17 protein-coding genes are annotated in these 21,174 nt (G+C 43.9%); 10 read left to right on the top strand and 7 right to left on the bottom strand.

Features of this window, described 5'->3' with window-relative positions:
• The first annotated feature begins 554 nt into the window (after positions 1-554).
• Positions 555-1,535 (top strand): transposase, encoded by a 981-nt coding sequence (locus sps_RS11090; RefSeq protein ID WP_077752584.1) that lies wholly within the window; start codon positions 555-557, stop codon positions 1,533-1,535.
• A 589-nt stretch (positions 1,536-2,124) separates the two neighbouring features.
• Positions 2,125-2,961, top strand: coding sequence for a hypothetical protein (locus sps_RS11085; protein ID WP_077752583.1), 837 nt, complete (start codon positions 2,125-2,127; stop codon positions 2,959-2,961).
• A 54-nt stretch (positions 2,962-3,015) separates the two neighbouring features.
• Here sps_RS11085 and sps_RS11080 read toward each other — a convergent pair whose 3' ends face one another.
• Positions 3,016-4,542: a winged helix-turn-helix domain-containing protein gene (locus sps_RS11080; protein WP_169915749.1), complete on the bottom strand. Its 1,527-nt coding sequence runs from the start codon at positions 4,540-4,542 to the stop codon at positions 3,016-3,018.
• A 451-nt stretch (positions 4,543-4,993) separates the two neighbouring features.
• Between sps_RS11080 and sps_RS11075 the strand changes: the two genes are divergently transcribed.
• On the top strand, positions 4,994-5,611 hold the full coding sequence (locus sps_RS11075) for a hypothetical protein (protein ID WP_077752581.1): 618 nt from the start codon (positions 4,994-4,996) through the stop codon (positions 5,609-5,611).
• A 364-nt stretch (positions 5,612-5,975) separates the two neighbouring features.
• On the top strand, positions 5,976-7,466 hold the full coding sequence (locus sps_RS11070) for a SulP family inorganic anion transporter (RefSeq protein WP_077755646.1): 1,491 nt from the start codon (positions 5,976-5,978) through the stop codon (positions 7,464-7,466).
• 117 nt (positions 7,467-7,583) lie between these two features.
• Here sps_RS11070 and sps_RS11065 read toward each other — a convergent pair whose 3' ends face one another.
• On the bottom strand, positions 7,584-8,975 hold the full coding sequence (locus sps_RS11065; RefSeq protein ID WP_077752580.1) for an endonuclease/exonuclease/phosphatase family protein: 1,392 nt from the start codon (positions 8,973-8,975) through the stop codon (positions 7,584-7,586).
• Positions 8,976-9,264: 289 nt separating this feature from the next.
• On the opposite strand from sps_RS11065, the gene sps_RS11060 reads away from it, so the two are divergent.
• Together sps_RS11060 and sps_RS11055 are read left to right on the top strand one after the other, a co-directional pair.
• The gene (locus sps_RS11060) at positions 9,265-10,311 is read left to right on the top strand and encodes a CobW family GTP-binding protein (RefSeq protein ID WP_077752579.1); all 1,047 of its coding nucleotides are present in this window, start codon (positions 9,265-9,267) and stop codon (positions 10,309-10,311) included.
• 145 nt (positions 10,312-10,456) lie between these two features.
• Positions 10,457-11,641 (top strand): TonB family protein, encoded by a 1,185-nt coding sequence (locus sps_RS11055; RefSeq protein WP_149027264.1) that lies wholly within the window; start codon positions 10,457-10,459, stop codon positions 11,639-11,641.
• A gap of 70 nt (positions 11,642-11,711) precedes the next feature.
• On the opposite strand, the gene nadK is transcribed toward sps_RS11055, so the two are convergent.
• Positions 11,712-12,590: an NAD(+) kinase gene (gene nadK, locus sps_RS11050; protein WP_077752577.1), complete on the bottom strand. Its 879-nt coding sequence runs from the start codon at positions 12,588-12,590 to the stop codon at positions 11,712-11,714.
• A 141-nt stretch (positions 12,591-12,731) separates the two neighbouring features.
• Between nadK and grpE the strand changes: the two genes are divergently transcribed.
• The gene (gene grpE / locus sps_RS11045) at positions 12,732-13,361 is read left to right on the top strand and encodes a nucleotide exchange factor GrpE (protein WP_077752576.1); all 630 of its coding nucleotides are present in this window, start codon (positions 12,732-12,734) and stop codon (positions 13,359-13,361) included.
• Positions 13,362-13,624: 263 nt separating this feature from the next.
• Here the strand turns inward: grpE and dxs are convergent, their stop codons facing one another.
• Genes dxs through xseB form a run of 3 tightly spaced genes read right to left on the bottom strand, consistent with a single transcriptional unit; the run spans position 13,625 to position 16,633 of the window.
• Positions 13,625-15,490, bottom strand: coding sequence for a 1-deoxy-D-xylulose-5-phosphate synthase (gene dxs, locus sps_RS11040; RefSeq protein ID WP_077752575.1), 1,866 nt, complete (start codon positions 15,488-15,490; stop codon positions 13,625-13,627).
• A gap of 21 nt (positions 15,491-15,511) precedes the next feature.
• Positions 15,512-16,393 (bottom strand): (2E,6E)-farnesyl diphosphate synthase, encoded by an 882-nt coding sequence (gene ispA, locus sps_RS11035; protein WP_077752574.1) that lies wholly within the window; start codon positions 16,391-16,393, stop codon positions 15,512-15,514.
• Positions 16,394-16,633, bottom strand: a complete 240-nt coding sequence (gene xseB / locus sps_RS11030) for an exodeoxyribonuclease VII small subunit (protein ID WP_077752573.1) — start codon at positions 16,631-16,633, stop codon at positions 16,394-16,396. It lies immediately after the preceding gene.
• 342 nt (positions 16,634-16,975) lie between these two features.
• Between xseB and pomA the strand changes: the two genes are divergently transcribed.
• The 3 genes from pomA (at position 16,976) to thiI (ending at position 20,390) form a co-directional block, all read left to right on the top strand.
• Complete coding sequence (gene pomA, locus sps_RS11025; RefSeq protein ID WP_077752572.1) at positions 16,976-17,743, top strand: flagellar motor protein PomA; 768 nt, start codon at positions 16,976-16,978, stop codon at positions 17,741-17,743.
• Positions 17,744-17,747: 4 nt separating this feature from the next.
• Complete coding sequence (locus sps_RS11020; protein WP_077752571.1) at positions 17,748-18,725, top strand: flagellar motor protein MotB; 978 nt, start codon at positions 17,748-17,750, stop codon at positions 18,723-18,725.
• Between the two features lie 210 nt (positions 18,726-18,935).
• Positions 18,936-20,390, top strand: coding sequence for a tRNA uracil 4-sulfurtransferase ThiI (gene thiI, locus sps_RS11015; protein ID WP_077752570.1), 1,455 nt, complete (start codon positions 18,936-18,938; stop codon positions 20,388-20,390).
• A 416-nt stretch (positions 20,391-20,806) separates the two neighbouring features.
• Here thiI and sps_RS11010 read toward each other — a convergent pair whose 3' ends face one another.
• Positions 20,807-21,040, bottom strand: a complete 234-nt coding sequence (locus sps_RS11010) for a hypothetical protein (RefSeq protein WP_077752569.1) — start codon at positions 21,038-21,040, stop codon at positions 20,807-20,809.
• Positions 21,041-21,174: the final 134 nt, after the last annotated feature.

Below are 21,174 nucleotides of genomic sequence, written 5' to 3'. Positions count from 1 at the left end.
CATGTTTGTTCGCAAATGACACGCTCCTTCAGTTGCAACTCCAGATCTGCGCACGTTACTCACCTACAAGTTCAGTTAGCTTGCTACTTAATATGCGCTGCCTTTCATGCCTCAAAACAATGCATCACCACTTTCAAGGGTTGCCGTAATGAGTCAAGTAAAACCAATCAGAACAGATAAAGAGTACGAACAGACATTAGCTCGTGTAACGGAGTTAATGGAGCTAGGTTTGCATCAAAATTAGAAGATAGGAATGAAATTGAGATTGAAATCGACGATCTTTAAACACTTATTATGAAAGATTCAGAGGTGGCTTTGTTGCATTAGTTAAGTGACATTTCCCCTGTTAGATGGCACAAATCTACTGAATCACTACACTTCACTAGATGAACTGTTACATATAAACGGTGGTAAGATACTGTTAAATAATAATTCACATGAATTCATATATGGTCTATGAATTCACATTCACAACAAAATAACCAAGACACCCAAGATTGTCAGATGAAGCTCCCTTGACTAAGCTTACGTGAGAGCTGTTGAGGGGATTTGTTATGCCGACACCAAGAAAATCATTAGTAAGTTTGGAGGATACATTATTCTACCACTGCATATCTCGTTGTGTTAGAAAGGCTTTTTTGTGTGGAGTCGACCATTATACAGGTCAATCCTATGAGCATAGACGGGATTGGGTTGAAAGTCGCCTACTGGAACTTTCATCTGTGTTTGCCATTGATATTTGTGCTTATGTAGTCATGAGTAATCATTTACATCTCGTGTTACGTATTGATGTGGAGTTAGCTAAGCATTGGTCAGATGTAGAGGTGGTCACCCAATGGCAAAAGCTGTTTAAAGGGGATAGCCTAAATCATGATTTTGTTAAAGGTGAACCACTTGAATCCTATCAACAAAACATTATCAATAAACGAGTAAAAGAGTACCGCTTAAGGCTGATGGACATCTCTTGGTTTATGCGGGCACTCAACGAACCTATCGCTCGTAGAGCTAATGCAGAGGACAAGTGTAAAGGCCGTTTCTGGGAGGGAAGGTTTAAGTCCCAGGCTCTGCTTGATGAAGCAGCAGTACTTGCCTGTATGGCCTATGTAGATTTGAATCCTATCCGTGCCAAGATGGCCGCTACACCGGAAACCTCAGACTTCACTAGTATTCAAAAACGCATCCAAGCTGCCATGAAAGGTGAGCAGCCAACATCACTGCTGCCCTTTGTTGGTAATGAGAGCAAAGGCATAGCTAAAGGAGTCATGTTCAGCGCTAAAGATTATCTGCAACTTGTTGATGATACTGGACGAATAGTCAGAGCTGACAAGCGAGGGTATATGAGTCAAGAGTCGGCTACTATTTTAAATAGACTTAATATCCCGCAAGAAAACTGGATAAAACTGGCCACAGAGTTTACCAAGATTTTCAAAGGGCCCGTGGGTAACACTCAAGAGCTAACGGCCTATTGTGAACATTTTGAGCGCAAGCGCCGGCAAGGTGCAGCCAACTGTCATCGATGGCTAGATAGCGCTTAATTAAGACCCAAGATACCCAGTTAAAAGTCATCTTTCAAACATAAGCAAACCCTTGCTTGGGGGTCATGATGTTTGATTTTCAAGGAAATGATTGTAATTTAACTCATGATGGAATGTTTGAGTATCGTTTGGTGTGTAAGTGGGCGGCTTGATAAATCGAGGAGTTTATCTGGTTGTGTTCGGTACTGGTAATTTTCCTTAGAATAAAAATGGATGTCTTGGTTATATGATTAGATAAAATGCAGCCTTTTGGCTGCATTTTTTGTTTTGTTTCCACGGAATGAGTAGCGAGCTTTCCATATGTATGAGTTGCAAATTGTGGATGTATCTAGGCTCTAGTTTATTCTATGTCTACTTGTAAGTTCATGTTTGGGGCTTTGGTTAATTGTTTACTCTATCAATAGCTTACACCTACCTTCACCTTTCTTGATATTAAGTGATGTTTGTTGATTATGTCATTGTTGATCTATTGCTTATTATGCCGCTTCAAAATTTAGGCCTACAAAAAATTAACTCATCTTCTGCAGTATTCAATGGGACTCTCTTGTAGTGGTCTTGATTAATGAAGGGGATAACAAAGGAGCATAAAGTGCACATTAGTATAAAAAATTTTGCAGTAGCTATTAGCTTGTTTTTACTTAGCGCATGTGGCGGTTCAAGTTCGGATGAGGCTATTAATTTCTCGATTGGACTACCTAAGGCTGATGGGTATTCGCACTTAATTGCCTCCAATTTGAATAAAACTCACTCTAATATGATCCAACAGGTGTGGCGTAGTGGTAATGATCACAGCATTCAAATCCACAGCAGCCAAGTGAGTAAAAGCTTAAAGCTGAAGGTTAGTGGTAGTGATGGCAACAAACCTTGGGAACTAGCAAAAGATATTAATGTCGCCAAGGACACTGGCTACTTGGTTGTGACTCCCCAAGAAGCGGATATTGAAGGTACTCCACCTGTTGTGTTTGTAAAGGGACTAGATAGCAATTCACCAGCTGGTGATTATTATAGTGTCATCAATCGTTTTTCAGACTCGACGCTAGGTTCTACCGACTCTGATATCTGTTTGGTGGCTGTTAGCCAGGACAATGATGCTGTTTTCCCCATTAGCTCGTCGTTGAAACAAGGGCAGGCGACAGAGTTACGCGACCTCTCTATGTTAAACCGAATTTGGCGTCTAGCTGTGGTAACAAGGGCAGAGTTGAATGTTCAAGAGGTATCAATCTTGCCTAGCGTTGAGCAATTAACCATGATCCAAGCAATCTGTTCAGACTTCACTGTGGGCAATGGTGAAACGCTTAGATTACTGGACCCTACAGTTTATCCATCTTCAATGACGGCTAACATCATCTACAGTCCGGCTGCAGGCGAAGTCGCATTCACTGGCACTAGTGTTGGTTTAAATAGCTTGGCGTGGGAAAATAAATAGGGAACTTACTGTGATTTCTCTGATGTGAAATCACAGTAATACTTATACTTTCAGTTACTCAAGTCTGATTAAAACCTTACTTTTTTCTTGTTCAGCTCGACTAACAAGTTGCGTCGCTAAGTAATTTTTATGGGAGTGAAAAGGCGCTGTGCTGGCTTTGTTTAGGTGGGTAATATCAAGGTAATAGTGTAAGGCCTTTTTCACTGCGATAAACGAGACCTTATCTACTTCTTTTAGCAATTGATGTGACTTTTCTCTCTCACCTGAAAGCGCATAAGCCGCAGCAAGCTTTAACCTTGTGTCGGGTAAGTATTCTGGAGAGCCTTGTAGTAAAAAATGGATGGCTTGCTGTAAATCGTCGAGTTTATCTGTTTTAAGGTATTGGTTTAACATGACTCGACCAAAAGAGCCGTAAATAATCGGGCAATCTGCATCACATTGCTGTGCCGATTGCTTGAGTAAATCGATAACAAAGGGCTCGTTGAGCACCTGTTGGCTATAGCCATAAGCCGATAGTTTAATTCTATCGATACTTAAGCTTGGATCATTTGGTCTCTTTAGCCATTCAAATAACGATGAAATCACTCGTTTTCGATTATTATCATCGGTGAACTTCTCGACTAAGTTGAGTAATAGCTCATCGAACTCCTCATCTAGCCTATCGAAGGATAGCTTGTAGCTTTGAAACTCAAAACTATTTTGTTCACCATCGATCAATACCTTAACTTGCAATGACTTTGGGCTATATCGAATGATAGGTTTAACCTCTATGACCTCATCAGGAATGTAACTGAAGTCTTGCTCACACATCTCGAAAGGCTTTTCCGGGCAGATGAAGTGAATATCGAAGGGGTCATTTTTAAGGGATTCTTTGAGACCGGTATAAAGAAATGCCGCCAGAATATGACTGATAGGATCGGCTGGGATTTGTCCATTGTTAGTGAGAACGGATTCAACTGATACGACGACTTGTGTTCGGTCTTCTAGCCAAAGTAGTGTTGTTATCAGTGAAAGGCATAGCAATATCAATAAGCCGCTTAGCAGTGCAATTGCGTTCTTGTTCTTGAAAGGTGAAGGCTTAGAGTTAACACCTGTAGCAAGTGATTCCTTTGCAACTTGTGTTTGATGCTGTGAATGTGACATAACACTTGAAGAGGGGCTATCACTTGTCTGCTGTTCAACTTTGCTAGTCTCAATCGAAACAGGCTTATCTTCATTTTTACTTGTGTTAGCCGAATGCACTAGAGTGACTTTCTCTATCAGTGCGTACCCTTGGCGTGGGATAGTGACTATGATGTGCGGATTCTTACTGTCATCGCCTAATAGCTTACGCAACTTACTCATAGATTGATTAAGCGAGTTTGCGGTGACGACCATATCGGGCCAAATGTGAGTGAATATGGCTTCTCTGCTGACGGTTTGCCCTTGTTCACTGGCTAACAAGGTGAGTAATTGCACCAGTTGAGGTTCAACTTTTTGTTCCGTCTCCAACCTGATCGTGTGCTTAATCGGATCAACAAAAATGGAGTCGCCTATTTGAAAAGGCTGTGGAGAAGTAAAAAGGCTTTGAATATCTGACACCGATAGGGACTCTGAGATAGATAGGGTAATAAAAAGTTAAAATGTGACATATGTTAGCTTTCAAAAAGTTAGAAGCTTGTCGTAAGTGTAAACAACAATAATTATAACAGGCACAGGAATAAATCGTTATCGCTATCTGGAGTTGAGTGGTGGTAATAAACGAATTGGCATGAAGAGTCGCTTGTTGATTGAACAAGCCAGTATTTATAGCCTAGTTTCAGAAACTGACAGCGGCAATACTTGTCCTGTAAAAAGGAAATACCTTGCCCTTTATGTGTACTTCGCAGCCTAGATTATCCATGCAGAGTCATAGTTTTATCTCTGGTATACATTGGCGTATTTTTTGCTGTCTGTCTCAGGCGAGGAACAGGGAATCCAAGTATAAGTTTGCTGTTTATTAAGGCGTTTTTTACAAAGGATTTTTACAAGAGATATTTACAAGGGAACCGTTATGACAGCATCTATAACCATGAATAACCAACTTAGTTTACGGTCCAGCTATCTAGCGGGCTTGCAAAAGAAGGAGGTGTCAATCAACCCTGATTTTTCAGATGTAGGGGATACGCAACCAGCAGATGTACCCTCTACACCTGATATTCAGTTTTCTAGTCAGATATCTAGCCTCAATAAAGCTGAAATCGGCAGTATCTATAATCAAATCAAGCTAGAAGCTAAAGCAAAACTTGAAAAGGATAATGTTAATAACACCGAATTAAAGCCTTTCGATTACCACAAAAGCACTATCGATGAAATTATGCTTCATCCCCTCGTTGTCAAAGTTGAGCCCGATGAGATACATACTGCTATTTTATATAACCGGATGGGGATTAGTTACCTGGATGTAAAGCAAGCTGAAGTAAGGATGGAGCTGCTTAAGCTTGCAGAAGAAGATGTAGAGAACAGTGCCCAACAAGCCAGTATAAGTGAAGAACAAAGGCTGGGGTTATCTCAAATAATAGCGAGTAACTTGTTGAAGTTAGAAGATGAAAAACAAGCGTTACTCGAAGGGGATCAGATGAGGAAAAATCAGCAAGAATTATTTGAACAGTTAAGGTGTAAAGGTCAGTAATTTTTATTGAGGTAATAGGTTTTCTCTCATGTCTTAAAGATGATTCTGTGGCTAAAATATCATCGGCTGAAAAAATCCATAAAATAGGGGATGAAATTTAGTTTCAAAGGCGTACACTAACGCCTTTAAATACAGATGAAAGGAGTTATTAAATAACGTGATAATTACGCCGCCTTAGCCCCAGTACCCTCTCTCTTAGCTCTATAGCTACCAAGCAACACACTTACACTCGCGCTCCATTTTTTACTGCTTCTTGTAGTGACTTCTTGCGCCTAAAATTTATAGCTAAATTTTTCAGATGCTCTGGATCAGGTTTTGGCTGCCTGATGAAAAGTTCGGCCGTCTGATGAAAAGTAGAGGTTTAATGTTTACACAATTCAAAACTGATTGGATGTCTAACATCCGCGGCGACCTGCTGTCTGGTATCGTCGTTGCACTTGCGCTTATTCCTGAAGCTATTGCTTTTTCTCTCATTGCCGGCGTCGACCCTAAGGTGGGTTTGTATGCCTCATTCTGTATCTGCGTCGTTGTTGCCTTTTCCGGCGCAAGGGCTGGCATGATATCCGGTGCAACCGGGGCCATGGCTTTGCTGATGGTGACCTTAGTGAGAGAACACGGTCTTGAGTATCTGTTGGCCGCTTCATTACTCACTGGGATTATTCAGATAGTCATAGGCTATCTGAAATTGGCAGATTTGATGCGGTTAGTGTCTCGCTCCGTGATCACCGGGTTTGTGAATGCACTGGCGATACTCATACTGCTGGCACAACTCCCTGAGCTGACTCATGTCAGTTGGCATGTTTATGCCATGACGGCTTTGGGATTAGCGATAATTTATCTGTTTCCAATGATCCCTAAACTTGGCAGGCTCATTCCATCGCCTCTGGTGTGTATTGTGCTGCTGACCGTGATTGTTATCTATACCGGTATGGATATTCGCACAGTGGGTGACATGGGAAGTTTGCCGGATTCATTGCCTGTGTTCCTCTGGCCAGATGTACCTGTGACGCTCGAGACCCTGTGGATCATCTTGCCTTATTCCTTAGCATTAGCCGTTGTTGGGCTACTCGAGTCTATGATGACGGCGAGTATAGTCGATGACTTAACCGACACTCATAGCAATAAGAGCCGAGAGTGTAAGGGTCAAGGTATTGCGAATATTGGTGCTTCCCTGATGGGAGGAATGGCGGGGTGTGCCATGATTGGTCAGTCTATTATCAATATTAAGTCTGGCGGGCTGGGTAGGTTATCTAGCCTAGCGGCGGGCGTATTCTTGTTGATCATGGTGCTGTTTCTTGATTCATGGCTGAAATTGATCCCCATGGCCGCGCTAGTGGCTGTGATGATCATGGTGGCCATCAGTACCTTCTCCTGGCAGTCGATTGCCGATCTTAAACACCATCCTCTATCAACCAATTTAGTGATGGTTTCAACTTTGGTTGTTGTGGTTATGACGCATAACCTGGCTATCGGTGTGTTAGTCGGGGTTGTGCTAGCATCTTTGTTCTATGCCAATAAGAGTCGTAGCATACTCGCTGTCAGGGATGAGGTGATCATAGAAGGGGAGCATGTCACTCATAGGGTACATGGGCAGATTTTCTTTGCCTCGGCAGAGCATTTTATCGGGTTATTTGAATTTAAGAAGCAGGCAGATGCCATCACCTTAGATTTGTCCGATGCACACTTTTGGGATATTACCGCGGTTGCGGCATTAGATAAGGTCATATTGAAGTTTAGAAAAATAGGTGTCGATGTGAACATTATAGGCATGAATAACCCCAGCGAAGAACTGATCAATAAGTTCGCTATTTATGACAAGCCTGAACGACAAGCTAGCGTATCTGTGGGCCATTAAATGTAATTTTAAGATTCTGATTTAACTTATTTTTCAGTCATAAAAAACCGCCAACTATGGCGGTTTTCATTTATCTCTGAATAAAGAACTTATTCTTGTGTTTTCATAGTGAGTGAATTATAGCTCAGCTTCAATCCATACCAAACGGTGATCGGAAGAGATATCTTTGCCGTTACCGTATTTACCTACACGCTCATCATTCATTAGCATATAGCCATCTTCGAAACTTGCAGGCCAAAATACGCCAGAGTCTGTGATGTTAAGGTCGTTTGACGGAATTGCATGGTCGACGCGTAGACCGAAGGTGCTGGTGATGCGATCTGGATAGGTGCTATCGCCACAATCACCAAGTGCAACACATTCGGTAGAACCTAAGCTGTTAGGTGCATAGACACCATCGGTAGCCAGTACGTTTACACGTTCATGATGTATTAGGTTTTGAATTGAATCGAGGAAGCCATCACCATTTTCAGGATCGGCGTTAAGATCGCCCATAACAACGAACGAAGCATCTAGCCCTAAACCGCCTTTGACGCCCGCATCATCATAGATATAGTCGGCATTAGATACATAGTCACTCCAGAATTCGATTTCTGCACGGTTCAACATCTTATTGTTCTGGGTGAGCGTATCAAAAACTGGTGGTGTTGGGTGAGAAAGGAGTAAGTGAACCACTTTCTCGCCATCTGCAGTAGGGATTAGGATCGGTGCATCCACATGGTTTTTAGAAGACAGTGGCTTCTGTGCCCAAGCTTCAGCCGTATACCATTCATCGCCACACTTCATGCCTTCTGGAATTGGATTCTTTTCGTCATCACAGTTAGTAATAGTTGGGTTGGTCTCACCTGGCATGTCTTTCCATTTAAAATCTTGGAAAGTACGGATGTTATCTGTATCGATTGGGTATTGAGACAGTAAACCAAAGGCATATTGACCGTGGTAGAAGCCAAAGCCCCACGCATCGCCAGGCAGTGCTACAGTGCCGTTGCGGTCGAGATCGAACTCACTGAGAAGACCTGTATTAGTTGAGAAGTTCTCGAAATAAGCGAATTGAATCGGCTCGAGCATCTTCTTATCATCAGACGTGGTGCCTAGAGCATTTTGTGGTACAGCCAAGTAGTTTAAGCGAAAACCCATGATTGCATCTTGGTTCTCACCCAAACCATCGTTATTAAATTCGCCCATCATCAATACTGCCGGACGTTCTGTCTGGATGATGGCGGCAACGTTACGGATCTGAATGACTTTTTCAGCTACCTTTAGTTCATCTTCAGTTAACTCGTCGTCAAACCATTTAGTCATCAGGGCTTCTTGCTCTGGTGCTGTGATTTGCATTTCTGTAACAAGTTCTTCGAAGCTGTTGCGATCGAATGATAAGTTATAAGTACCGAAGCGAACAGTGGTTGATTCTGTTGGTTCATCTGGATAGTAGTTGTTGGTTTCGTCATTACATCCTGATAATAACGCTATAGAGATCGCAGCCGCTGCTGCAGTTTTTAGAAAGTTCATATTTTGTGACCCATCAATAATTATTATATTGAGCTCATTTGTTTGAGCTTCGATAGGATTCTATACAGGTGTCCATTAATTGAATATGAAACAGATCAAATAATGAGTTTAATCGCACTTTTTTTGTTCCTATGTTGCGTCTTTTGGCTGGTTAAGTATCAGGGTTGTGACTTGAGACCTTGCATTTGAATGATTCGATAGTGGATTTTGGTAACAGACATTGAGACTTATAAGATTAATTATTATACTGGGCGGCCACTTTACTTCTAACTAATTACTGAGCCTTTAGATGATCATTAAGCCAATTGCCACCAATGTTATTACGGGTTTTCTTGGAGTTGGCAAGACCACGTTAATTAAGCGTCTGTTAGCCGATAAGCCAGTGAATGAAAAATGGGCCGTGTTGGTCAATGAGTTTGGCGAAGTGGGCATAGATTCCGCGTTACTGGGGGGCAGCGGTAAAGAAGTGGAGATCCGTGAAGTGGCAGGTGGTTGTATGTGCTGCGCTGCGGGCGTGCCTATGCAGGTTGCCATAAATCAGCTTATCGCCAAGGCAAAGCCAGATAGACTTTTAATAGAACCGACGGGATTAGGGCATCCCAGAGAAGTGCTTAAGGTACTCAGTGAGCCGCATTATCAAAATGTGATTAAATTAAAATCTACCCTGTGTCTGGTTGATGCCAGAAAAGTCACTGATACATGCTATAGTGATCATGATATTTTTAACCAGCAACTCGAGGTCGCGGATATCATATTGGCGACTAAGGCTGACCTCTATACCCAGAATAGTCTGTCAGATCTTAAAGATTATTTGCAGCAGAAAAGTCAGTATTCTACCAAAGCAAGTAGCTTATTCTCTATCAAGATGACAGAGGATTCAGCGCCATTGCCTCAAGAGTTAATGAGCTTGTTGAATGAACCCGCCGTTATTATTCCAGAAAAATCCTATAAGCCAGCTTCCTTATTAAGACCCAAAACTAGTGTGTTTGAGCTGGATTTCAATGCTGATGTATTGGAATTTGATGAGCGTGGCATGGTATCTAAGTCGAATATGGGCGAGGGAGCTTATAGTTGTGGTTGGATATTTGACCCAAGTTATGAATTTAACTTTGACGAGCTTCTGGTCTGGATTAAAAGCTTAGATGTATTGCGCTTTAAAGCCGTGGTGATTACAGATGAAGGCATTGCCGGAATTAATCTGGTTGATGGAGAGATGACGATTACCGAGCTGGATGATGTGATGGACTCAAGGCTGGAGCTTATTAGCCTGAACAATATCAATGCTAAAGAGATAGAAGCTAAACTGATTAGCTTGTCTCGCCAGCTTAGCTTTTAGAGCTATACAGATTTTACCTTTATTGGTTAAACTTTGTAAATCTAAAGTTGTAATTGCTGGAGTCATGGTGGTGTTTCAGTTAGGGTGATGTAACCGATGACCTCTGGTCAGGTTATTATCTCACCTTGTATAAATATGGATATTTATGATGTCACCTATTCATCTTCTCGTTAAACCTAAGTTTTTAGGCCTTACTCTTTTAATCGCTGCCCCAAGCTTTTTGCTTTCAGCAACTGAGTCCACCCCGTTTTTTGGCTTAAAGTCTGCATCAGATATTAGCCATATGTCTGATATGGCAGTAACCTTTAATGACAGTTACAAGGTGTATAAGCAAGCTGTAACAGACAATGATGCTGCTGCAATGCTCAAGTATTCGGCCGAGTCATATGAATTGGGCCAACAAAAGTTCGGTGATAAGAGCTTAGATACTGCCAATTTGGCGTTAAATTATGCAACGGCCTTACAACACAAAGATAAGAGCCTAGACAGGAAGTCTAAAAATGAGCGTGCAGAGAAAGCTCATCAGCTTTACCTCATTGCCCTAAGTATTTACGAAACTGAGTTTGGAGAGGACTCTTTAGAGACTATCGATCCTTTACTTGGTGCTGCACAGACGAGTTCAGATGCAAGAAAAGCCAAGTCTCAATATCATCATGCGGTAGGGATCGCCGAAGACAGTGAGCGTCCACTCCTGTTAGCCAGTGTGCAAATGAGTGCCTTTAATGGGCTAAAAAACTCTGAATACTATGATCGTAGAGTGCGCGACTATGCGCTCGATGCCTTCGAGATTTATCAGGAAAAGATGCCACAAGATGCCTTGAAAAGAGTGGAGGCAACTTATACCGCGGGAATGATCTGGCTAGCGGAAAAGAAGGAGAGTAAAGCCATTCCACTTTTTGAAGAGGTGATAACCCAGTTCTCAAAACTGAATTACAGCCATCCTTATGAACTGGCGTCACATGCTCGTTTAGTTGAGTTATACGAAAAAGAGGGGGATAGTGAATCTTCAACAAAGCACTGCATCGCAATAGGCAGTATGCGTCCCTGGCAGGAAAATCAAGAGCAAACTCCCCTGTATCGTATCAATCCAAAGTATCCCATGTCAGCAGGTAGGACTGGAAGAGAGGGCTGGGTACAGATTGCTTTTACTGTCAATGAATCAGGTTTTGTGACAGATCCCAAAGTGGTTAATTCGAAGGGAAGTTCAGGGTTTAAACGAGCCTCCCTAAAGGCGTTGGAAAAGTGGCGCTATGCACCCAAATTTGTCGATGGGAAACCTGTTGCAGCAGACAGCTTAGTTCAATTAGATTTTACCTTAGATAGGGGGTAATTTTCTTTGCAATAAAATAAAAATGGCCTCGAGTAATTCGAGGCCATTTTTACTAATAATATTATAAGAATTAGAAGAGCTTGCTTCCCCAGCCTAACTTATTTCTCAGTACGTGGAAATAATTGTGCCCCTTGGGATGTATCAGCCTGAGCCGTTCATGACTGCGTTTTATTAATATCTCATCACCTGGAAGGACGGGTAAGGTGACATGTCCATCACAGCTCACCTCTAAATTATCACCATTGTCTGGTGAAACAACCAATTTAATCTTGCTGCAGGCATCGACCACTATGGGACGGCAAGAAAGTGTGTGGGGAAACATGGGGACTAAGATTAATGCTTCGAGGTTGGGGGTCAATATAGCGCCGCCTGCCGACAGCGAATAGGCCGTCGAGCCCGTCGGTGTTGAGACTATCATGCCATCGGCGCGTTGACTGTACATGAAGACATCATCGATATAGACCTCAAATTCTATCATATGAGCGACTTTTCCCGGGTGTAATACCGCCTCGTTGACAGCGGTGTTACTGGACTTCATATGGCCATGGCGATGAACCTCGGCTTCGAGCAAGAAACGAAACTCAGTTTCGAAGCTGCCATTGAGCACTTCGCCCAAGGCATTCTCAAAAGAATCGGGAGGAAGGTCTGTTAAAAATCCGAGATTCCCTCTGTTGACACCGATAACACCTATGTCGAATCTGGCAAGTACTCGGGCGGCACCTAACATATTGCCATCACCGCCAACGACTATGGCTAAGTCGCATCGCTCACCTAACTCGAGTAAATCGACTGACTTACATTGAGGGCCAACCTCTGCAGCCACTCTTTCTTCCACTAATATATCGAAGCCTTGCATGGACAACCAATGGTGCAGGCGTTTCAGAGTTAAGTGGGTGCCGTGATGGTTAGGCTTTCCTATCAGGCCAATAGTTTGAAATGTTTTAGGCATAATTATCTGCTAGGGCTTGAATCCAGTAATTTGATCCCCATAATATGTTCAAACAACTTGGTATGCGGGACCGAGCATTTTCAAGTTAATTGAGTATATGCCCAGAGCATGCAGAAACAAAGCATTTTAGCTGGAGTAAGAATGAGTAACGAATCGAGTAAAGCGGAACAAGAACAAGTCGATACAGTAGTTGAAGGTGAAATTCTAACTGCTGATGAAACTGAGACAGGTACAGACGGAGCCAGTTTGATGGATGAGTTGACCCAAGCCAACTTCCGCATTGAAGAGTTAGAGCAGGCTTTGGCCGAGGCTCAGGCTAAAGTGGAGGAGCAGAAAGACTCTGTGACTCGCGCCGCAGCATCTGAAGCCAATATTCGTCGCCGTGCCGCTCAGGATGTTGAGAAGGCTCGTAAGTTTGCTCTTGAGAAGTTTGCCAATGAGCTACTTCCTGTGATCGATAATATGGAGCGTGCCCTTCAGGGAACAGACGCAGAAGCCGAAGAGACTAAGGCTATCTATGAGGGCGTTGAACTGACACTTAAGAGTTTTGTCTCTACCGTGGATAAGTTCGGTCTGAAAGTCGTAGATCCACAAGGCGAAACCTTTAACCCTGAGCACCATCAGGCGATTGGCATGCAGCCTAGCCCAGAATTCCCTGCGAATACGGTAATGATGGTTATGCAGAAAGGTTACATCTTGAATGACCGTCTATTGCGCCCGGCTATGGTGATGGTGTCACAAGGTGGTGGCTCGGTAGATACTAAGGCTTAATGTTGGAAGTGCCTAGTACCTAGACAGGAACTAGGCACAAAAATCCCCTCTAAGGTCTTCCATGTCCTCCGAGAATAACTCTTATTTTAATAAGTGAATTCCATATACATAAGTGTTCCGGACACAAAAAAGGACTGCCAATGCAGTCCTTTTTTATATACTTCCCATAGGTCAAAGATGCTCCAGGCATCTAGATGACATTTCCTCCATCCTCGGAGGTCATGGATAGAAATATACGTTTTTTTTCAAGATACCAGTCAAGCTTATTTAAGATACTCTTCTATCTGTTCAAGAATTCCAGCACTGTCGAGCCTTAGCTCAGCTAAAATCTCTTTCTGATCGCCATGCTTAATAAACTCATCGGGTAGGCCTATCTGTAATACCGGCATAGGACGTTTTAGTCGTTGCAGTTCTTCTAATACTCCAGAGCCTGCGCCGCCCATGATGGCATTCTCTTCTACCGTGACCAGTACGTCATGGCTTTCGCTCAACTGCTTGATAAGCTCTATATCTAGGGGCTTAACGAACCGCATGTCAGCGACCGTTGCATCGAGAGATTCAGCTGCGACTAAGCTACTGTCTAAGAGTGTGCCGAAGTTGAGTATGGCAATTTTAGTGCCTTGGCGTTTGAGTAATCCTTTGCCGATTGGCAGGGCTGTCATCTCTTCGACTTGTAGTTCGCCTGTGGCACTTCCTCTAGGGTAACGCACCGCAGTTGGACCGTCTTTATAGCAATAACCAGTGTAGAGCATCTGACGACATTCATTTTCATCAGATGGCGCCATGATGACCATGTTTGGTATGGTGCGCATAAAGCTTAAGTCGAAGGCACCCTGATGGGTCGGGCCATCTGCACCGACTATGCCGCCACGATCTATGGCAAACATCACTGGTAGTTTTTGCAGCGCAACGTCGTGTATCAGCTGATCGTAGCCTCGTTGAAGGAACGTCGAGTAGATAGCGACGACAGGCTTGAGTCCTTCACAGGCGAAGCCCGCAGCGAGAGTGACGGCGTGTTGCTCTGCTATGGCTGCATCGAAATACTGCTTAGGGAATCGTTGGGAAAATTCAACCATGCCAGAGCCTTCACGCATAGCTGGTGTGATGCCAAGTACCTTGTCATCTTGCTCCGATATATCACAGAGCCACTTGCCAAACACCTGTGAGAAGGTAGGATTACTGGGTTTAGATGCTGGTTTCTCAAAGGTCGATGGATCGAACTTAGGCACGGCATGCCAGCCAATAGGATCTTTCTCTGCAGGTTCATAACCACGACCTTTCTTGGTCATGATATGTAAAATTTGTGGTCCTGATAGATTACGCATATTGCGCAATGTTTCGACTAGGGCATCGACATCGTGGCCATCAATAGGGCCGATATAGTTGAAACCTAGCTCTTCAAACATGGTGCCGGGGACGACCATGCCTTTGAGGTGTTCCTCGGTGCGCTTTGCCATCTCTTTGATGACAGGCATACCCTTGAGTACCTTCTTACTGCCTTCTCTAATCGTAGTGTACAGTCTGCCAGACATCAGCTGGGCCAAGTGATTATTGAGTGCACCCACATTCTCAGAGATCGACATTTCATTATCGTTAAGCACGACCAGCATGTCATTGTGAAGATCACCGGCGTGGTTCATGGCTTCAAATACCATTCCTCCTGTCATGGCGCCATCACCTATAACAGAAACCACTTTTCGTCCGGCTTGCTCTTTCTCTGCAGCAACAGCCATAGCTAATGCTGCACTGATTGATGTACCCGAGTGACCGACGCTGAAGGTATCGTACTCACTCTCTTCACGCCATGGGAAAGGATGTATTCCCCCTTTCTGACGTATGGTATGCATCCTGTCACGGCGTCCGGTCAAGATTTTATGAGGGTAAGCCTGATGGCCTACATCCCAGATCAGACGATCAAACGGCGTATTATAGACGTAATGAATGGCCACAGTGAGCTCAACCGTACCGAGTCCGGAAGCGAAGTGACCACTTGATCTACCCACTGATTTGAGCAGAAAACTTCTTAACTCGTCGGCCAATTGTGGCAACAAGGCTTGGGGAAGCTGTCTTAGCTCATCTGGGGTATTAGCCTGCGCAAGCACAGGGTATTGGGAAATATCCAAACTCATCGAGATACATTGTCTCTTTTATTAAACTCTTCGCTCTATAATGTAACGGGCGAATTCGGCAATTAGCTGACTATTGTATGGTAATTTTGTCAGCGCTGATAGAGCATCCTCAATCAAACTCTTGGCTGTGGCCTGTGCGCCGGCTAATCCTAGTAGTTGAGGGTAGGTGCTTTTGTTTGATTCGCAATCAGAACCTTGTGGTTTTCCAAGCTCCTCTGTACTAGAGATTATATCGAGTACATCGTCTTGGACCTGAAATGCTAAGCCTATGGCATCGGCAAATTTCATAAGAAGTGTCTGTTCTTCATCTGAGAGCTGCGCCGCAATCATTGGCAGTTCAACGGCGCAACGTATCAAGGCGCCAGTTTTTAATTTGTGCAGTTGGGTAAGCGTTGCTAAGTCTATGTGTTTATCCGTGGCATTCAGATCCATGGCTTGGCCACCACACATACCCGAATAGCCTGATGCCTTGGCTAAAGCGCGAACCATGGCTAAATTTTGGCTAGGCTCTATTCCATCTATGGGCTCACACACGACTTCAAAGGCTAGGGCTTGCAGTGCGTCGCCGGCCAAAATCGCCGTGGCTTCATCGAAGGCAACATGGACCGTAGGCTGCCCACGGCGAAGTGCATCATCATCCATGGCCGGAAGATCGTCATGGATAAGAGAATATGCATGTACGCATTCGATTGCGGCGGCGCAAGAATCTAACTTTTCTGGTGAAATGTTGAGCATGTCGCCGATGGCGTAAACCAAGAAAGGCCGTATACGCTTACCACCGAGTAAGGCGCCATGCTTAATTGCAGCAAGGAGTTTAGGATCTGTGACGGTTTGAGCATCAATGATCTTTTCTAGCTGGTTATCGACACGTTGCTGGTATCGAGTGATCGTATCGGCTAACACTTATTCTCCCTCGGAGGTAAAGGAAGTCAGCGAGGCATCTTCATCCTCTTGCATTAATATAGACACTTTTTGTTGGGCTTGCTCTAGCTTACCTTGGCTATTGCGAACTAGCTTTATGCCTCTCTCAAACTGTTTTAGGGCATCGTCGAGGGACACGTCTCCCTGTTCAAGATCTGAAACTATTCGCTCCAGCTCGGTAAGGGACTCTTCAAAAGTGAGGTTTTCAGGTTTTTTAGCCACGACAAGGATTCCTAGAAATTAGCGTGAGACAAGGTATCGCAGGCAGCGACATGGGTCAAATCTGGCTGCCGTAAATTTGTGCAATAGCACGCTTTCCAGAGGTTTTTTTATAAAAAATTGAATTTGAAGCTAAACTTGCGTGTAAGCTGTCCGATAATTGAAGGTAAGGTATTATTTATTTTGCCATGATGGCTTAGCTGATAATCGTTAAAGTCAGATTTTCATTACATCATATTTCAATATGCGAAGTAGCTATGTGAATAGGCGCATATTGAGCTTTTTACCAATTTCATGCTGATCAGAGCTTATTTGTCTGGAATCAGTTTCATTTGAGGAGCAGTTGTGGATTTAGCGACCCTGATCGGACTTATCGGTGCTTTTGGATTTATCTTAGGAGCTATGGCCAGTAGTGGTGGTATTGGTATTTTTATTGATACCGCTTCGGTGCTGATTGTAATATGCGGTACATTTTTTGTCGTGATGATGAAATATAACCTCAAACAGTTTTTGGGTTCAGTGAAAATTGGCGCTAAGGCATTTATGTTCAAGATAGATAAGCCTGATGAACTTATCGACCAATCAGTGACCATGGCCGATGCCGCCCGAAAAGGTGGTTTTTTAGCCTTGGAAGAAGCCGAAATTAACAATAGTTTCATGCAAAAAGCGGTTGATATGTTAGTGGATGGACATGACGGCGATGTGGTACGAGATGCGCTAGAGAAGGATATCGCACTCACTGAGCAGCGTCATAAGATGGGGATTAGTATTTTTACGGCCATTGGTGATGTTGCCCCTGCCATGGGAATGATCGGTACATTGGTAGGGCTAGTGGGGATGTTGTCGAATATGGACGATCCTAAGTCAATTGGCCCTGCGATGGCTATTGCGCTGTTAACTACACTCTATGGTGCGATGATAGCTAACATGGTTGCGATACCTATTGCTGGGAAACTGGGACTGCGCATGGATGAGGAGATGCTTAATCGTAATTTGATCATGGATGCGGTACTGGCGATTCAAGATGGTCAAAACCCCAGAGTGATAGAAGGTTTCTTGAAAAATTACCTTTCAGAGAAGCAGCGACAGATAGATACAACGGACGGGGAATAGCCGGATGGCTAAGAAGGCTAAATGTGAGTGCCCACCACCAGGTGCACCCCTGTGGTTAGCAACCTTTGCCGACCTGATGTCGCTGTTGATGTGTTTCTTCGTACTTCTGCTTTCTTTCTCTGAGATGGATGTGATGAAATTTAAGCAGATTGCAGGCTCGATGAAATATGCCTTCGGGGTGCAAAATAAGGTCGAAGTTAAAGATATTCCCAAAGGAACCTCAGTTATAGCTCTGGAATTCAGACCCGGCCGCCCTGAACCTACACCAATCGAAATAATTAACCAGCAGACCAACGAGATGACAGAGCCCACACTTGAATATCAGGCGGGTGATGATGATAGTGCCGGTGGTGTACAGCAACAGCGTGGTGAGCAACGTGGTGGTGAAGCCTCGGCGACAGCACAAGAACAAGCCGAAGCTAAGGCTGAGTCAAAGGCCGAATCAGAGTCTAAAGCCAGGGCGGAAGAGGAGTCGAAAGCCCAGGCCGCCGCTCAGGAAAATATTAACGACCAAGTGAAGAAGATGGCTCAGGAGCTCAATAAAGAGATTGTCGATGGAGCGATAGAAATAGAGTCACTCGGGCAACAGATAATCATTCGGATCCGCGAGAAGGGGGCGTTCTCTTCTGGGTCTGGCTTCTTACAACCTAGATTTAAGCCTGTGGTCCGCCGAGTGGGCGAACTGCTTAGGGATATTCCTGGGATTGTGACTGTGTCGGGTTACACAGATGACATGAATATCAGTAATGAGCTTTATAGCTCTAACTGGGACTTGTCCAGTAAGCGTGCGGTTGCCGTCGCCCATGAACTGATTAAAGTGAGAGGCTTCGATCAAAGCAGGATGAAAGTGGTTGGGATGGCTAACTCAAACCCGTTAGTTGACAATGATTCGGCGAGTAATCGGGCTCGAAATCGCCGAGTTGAAATAGCCATCGAACAAGGTAAGCCGAAGCTTTCCGATGAAATCCTCGTAGGGCAATGATGACGCCTTAATAAAGGCGTCTATTTACCCGTCGTTTAGCTAATTGAAGGAAGTGCATGGCACTTCCTTTTAACTCTTTCTTTTTTAGTTCTGGTTTTATCTCATTCTCCGCCTGCACACACTGTGAATTCAAGATAGGCAATCTCTCTCGCTTCTTGGTATAATGCGTCCCAATATTATTTAATGGCTATATCCCCCCGGAAGACCCTGATGAAATTTATCGTAAAATTGTTCCCTGAAATCATGATGAAAAGCAAACCGGTAAGAATGCGTTTTACCAAAATGCTTGAAACCAATATCCGAAACGTACTTAAAAAAGTCGATGAGACTGCTAGGGTTAAGCGCGATTGGGATAAGATCATGGTGATGGTACCAAGCGATAGACCCGATCTGATTGAAGCCTTTGGGGAGCGTTTAGCCTGTATTCCGGGTATTGCCCATATATTGCAGGTGAATGAGAGTACATTCGAGTCTATGGATGATATTTACCAGCAGACATTGGCTTTATATAAGGATGATCTCGCGGGTAAGACATTCTGTGTTCGCGCTAAACGTGTGGGTAATCACGATTTTAAGTCAATCGAAGTCGAACGTTATGTGGGTGGTGGTTTAAATCAGTTCACAGAAGCTAAGGGCGTTAAACTCAAGAATCCCGATATGACGATTAACTTAGAGATCGACAGGGAGAATCTATATCTGGTTGTTAAGCGCATTCCAGGTCTTGGGGGCTTTCCCATGGCGACTCAGGAAGATGTGCTGTCGCTCATTTCCGGTGGTTTTGATTCCGGTGTCTCGAGTTATCAGTTTATCAAGCGTGGCTCCAGAACTCATTACTGTTTCTTTAACCTAGGCGGCGATCAACATGAAATCGGTGTTAAGCAGGTGGCTTATCACTTGTGGCAGAAGTATGGTGAGTCGCACAAGGTGAAGTTTATCTCTGTGCCGTTCGATCCTGTGGTGACTGAAATTCTGGAAAGAATAGATAACGGTCAGATGGGCGTTATTCTCAAGCGTATGATGATGCGAGCGGCCACTAAAGTCGCCAATAAGATGGGAATTCAGGCTCTGATTACCGGAGAGGCCATGGGTCAAGTATCCAGCCAAACCTTGACTAACCTCAATGTCATCGACCGCTGCACCGAACAACTTATTCTTCGTCCTTTAATTGCCATGGATAAGCAAGATATTATTGATATCAGTCGTGAGATTGGTACTGAAGATTTTGCTAAGTCTATTCCCGAATATTGCGGCGTGATATCTCAAAAGCCCACGGTGAAAGCCGTGCTTGCCAAGATTGAAGCCGAAGAACTCAAATTCTCTGAAGATCTTATTGACCGTGTAATTGAGGCCGCAGAGGTCATCGACATCCGCGAGATAGCCAAGAGCGTGGATGCTCAGATAGCCGAAACAGAAACTGTGGACTCAGTGGACTCCAGCGAAGTCATCATCGATGTCAGATCGCCGGAAGAAGAAGAGCGGGATCCACTCAAGGTGGATGGCGTTGAAGTTAAAACTATTCCTTTCTTTAAGCTAGCAACTCAATTTGCTGATTTAGCCAAAGATAAGACTTATCTGCTTTATTGCGACCGTGGCGTCATGAGTAAGTTACAAGCGCTTTATCTTCAAGAGCAAGGCTATGAGAACGTTAAGGTATATCGTCCATAAGCCTAGTTCAGGATGATACCGCGCTAGGCGGTATGTCATAGTCGTCTATATCTAAGTCGCTGAGAATTAAGTTACTGAGAAATACGCCGCTGACAATTAAGTTAACAAGCCGCATCTTATACATATTGTAATAAGCTGCGGCTTTTTATTATCTTGGTTTAGAGATGCTAAATTTCCGCCGTGTGATCATTTTCTTATACTGATTGGTATTATATCGAGTGTGATTACAAGCCCGCTGAAGCTTTTATCTCTGAGCTATAGCGCTTTACCCTATTGCCTCCTGCCTGTTTAGCGGATTAGTGCTTCCTCGACATTATCGAGTGCATCTTCCAGACACAAAAAAGCCGCGTTAGCGAGCGTGAAGCAAAGCTATGCGGCTATTAAAACCTAGGACAGTTCATGTCTGGTTTAAGATGTTACTCTGAGCGTGTTACATTGGCGGTAACTTCTGCCTCAGGTTCTTGCTCTGTAGCGATGAGCATAGTGTTCATGTCTTCATTCAGGTTCTGCTGCATCATTTCCATGCCGACAGCAAGATCTGCGGCTATGGCTGCGTGAAGATCGACTGTGTCTATGGCAATTTCATCTGCACTGACGCTTGTTGCTGTCGTGAGAAGAGCGAGTACAAAAACAGTCTTAAAGTTTATCATGTTTAGACGCCTCCGGGCGGGTCATTCGTGTTGTCAGACACTCCCCAGTTACGTCGTAGAGGCTGTCTAACTATAGTCATTTCGTTGGCGCAAAATTTAACCAAAAACACGTTCCTTTACAAACGATAAAATGT

Source organism: Shewanella psychrophila, from assembly GCF_002005305.1.
GTDB lineage: Bacteria > Pseudomonadota > Gammaproteobacteria > Enterobacterales > Shewanellaceae > Shewanella > Shewanella psychrophila.
The sequence above is the reverse complement of the archived record's forward strand: the minus strand, read 5'-3'. Positions and strand labels throughout refer to the sequence as shown.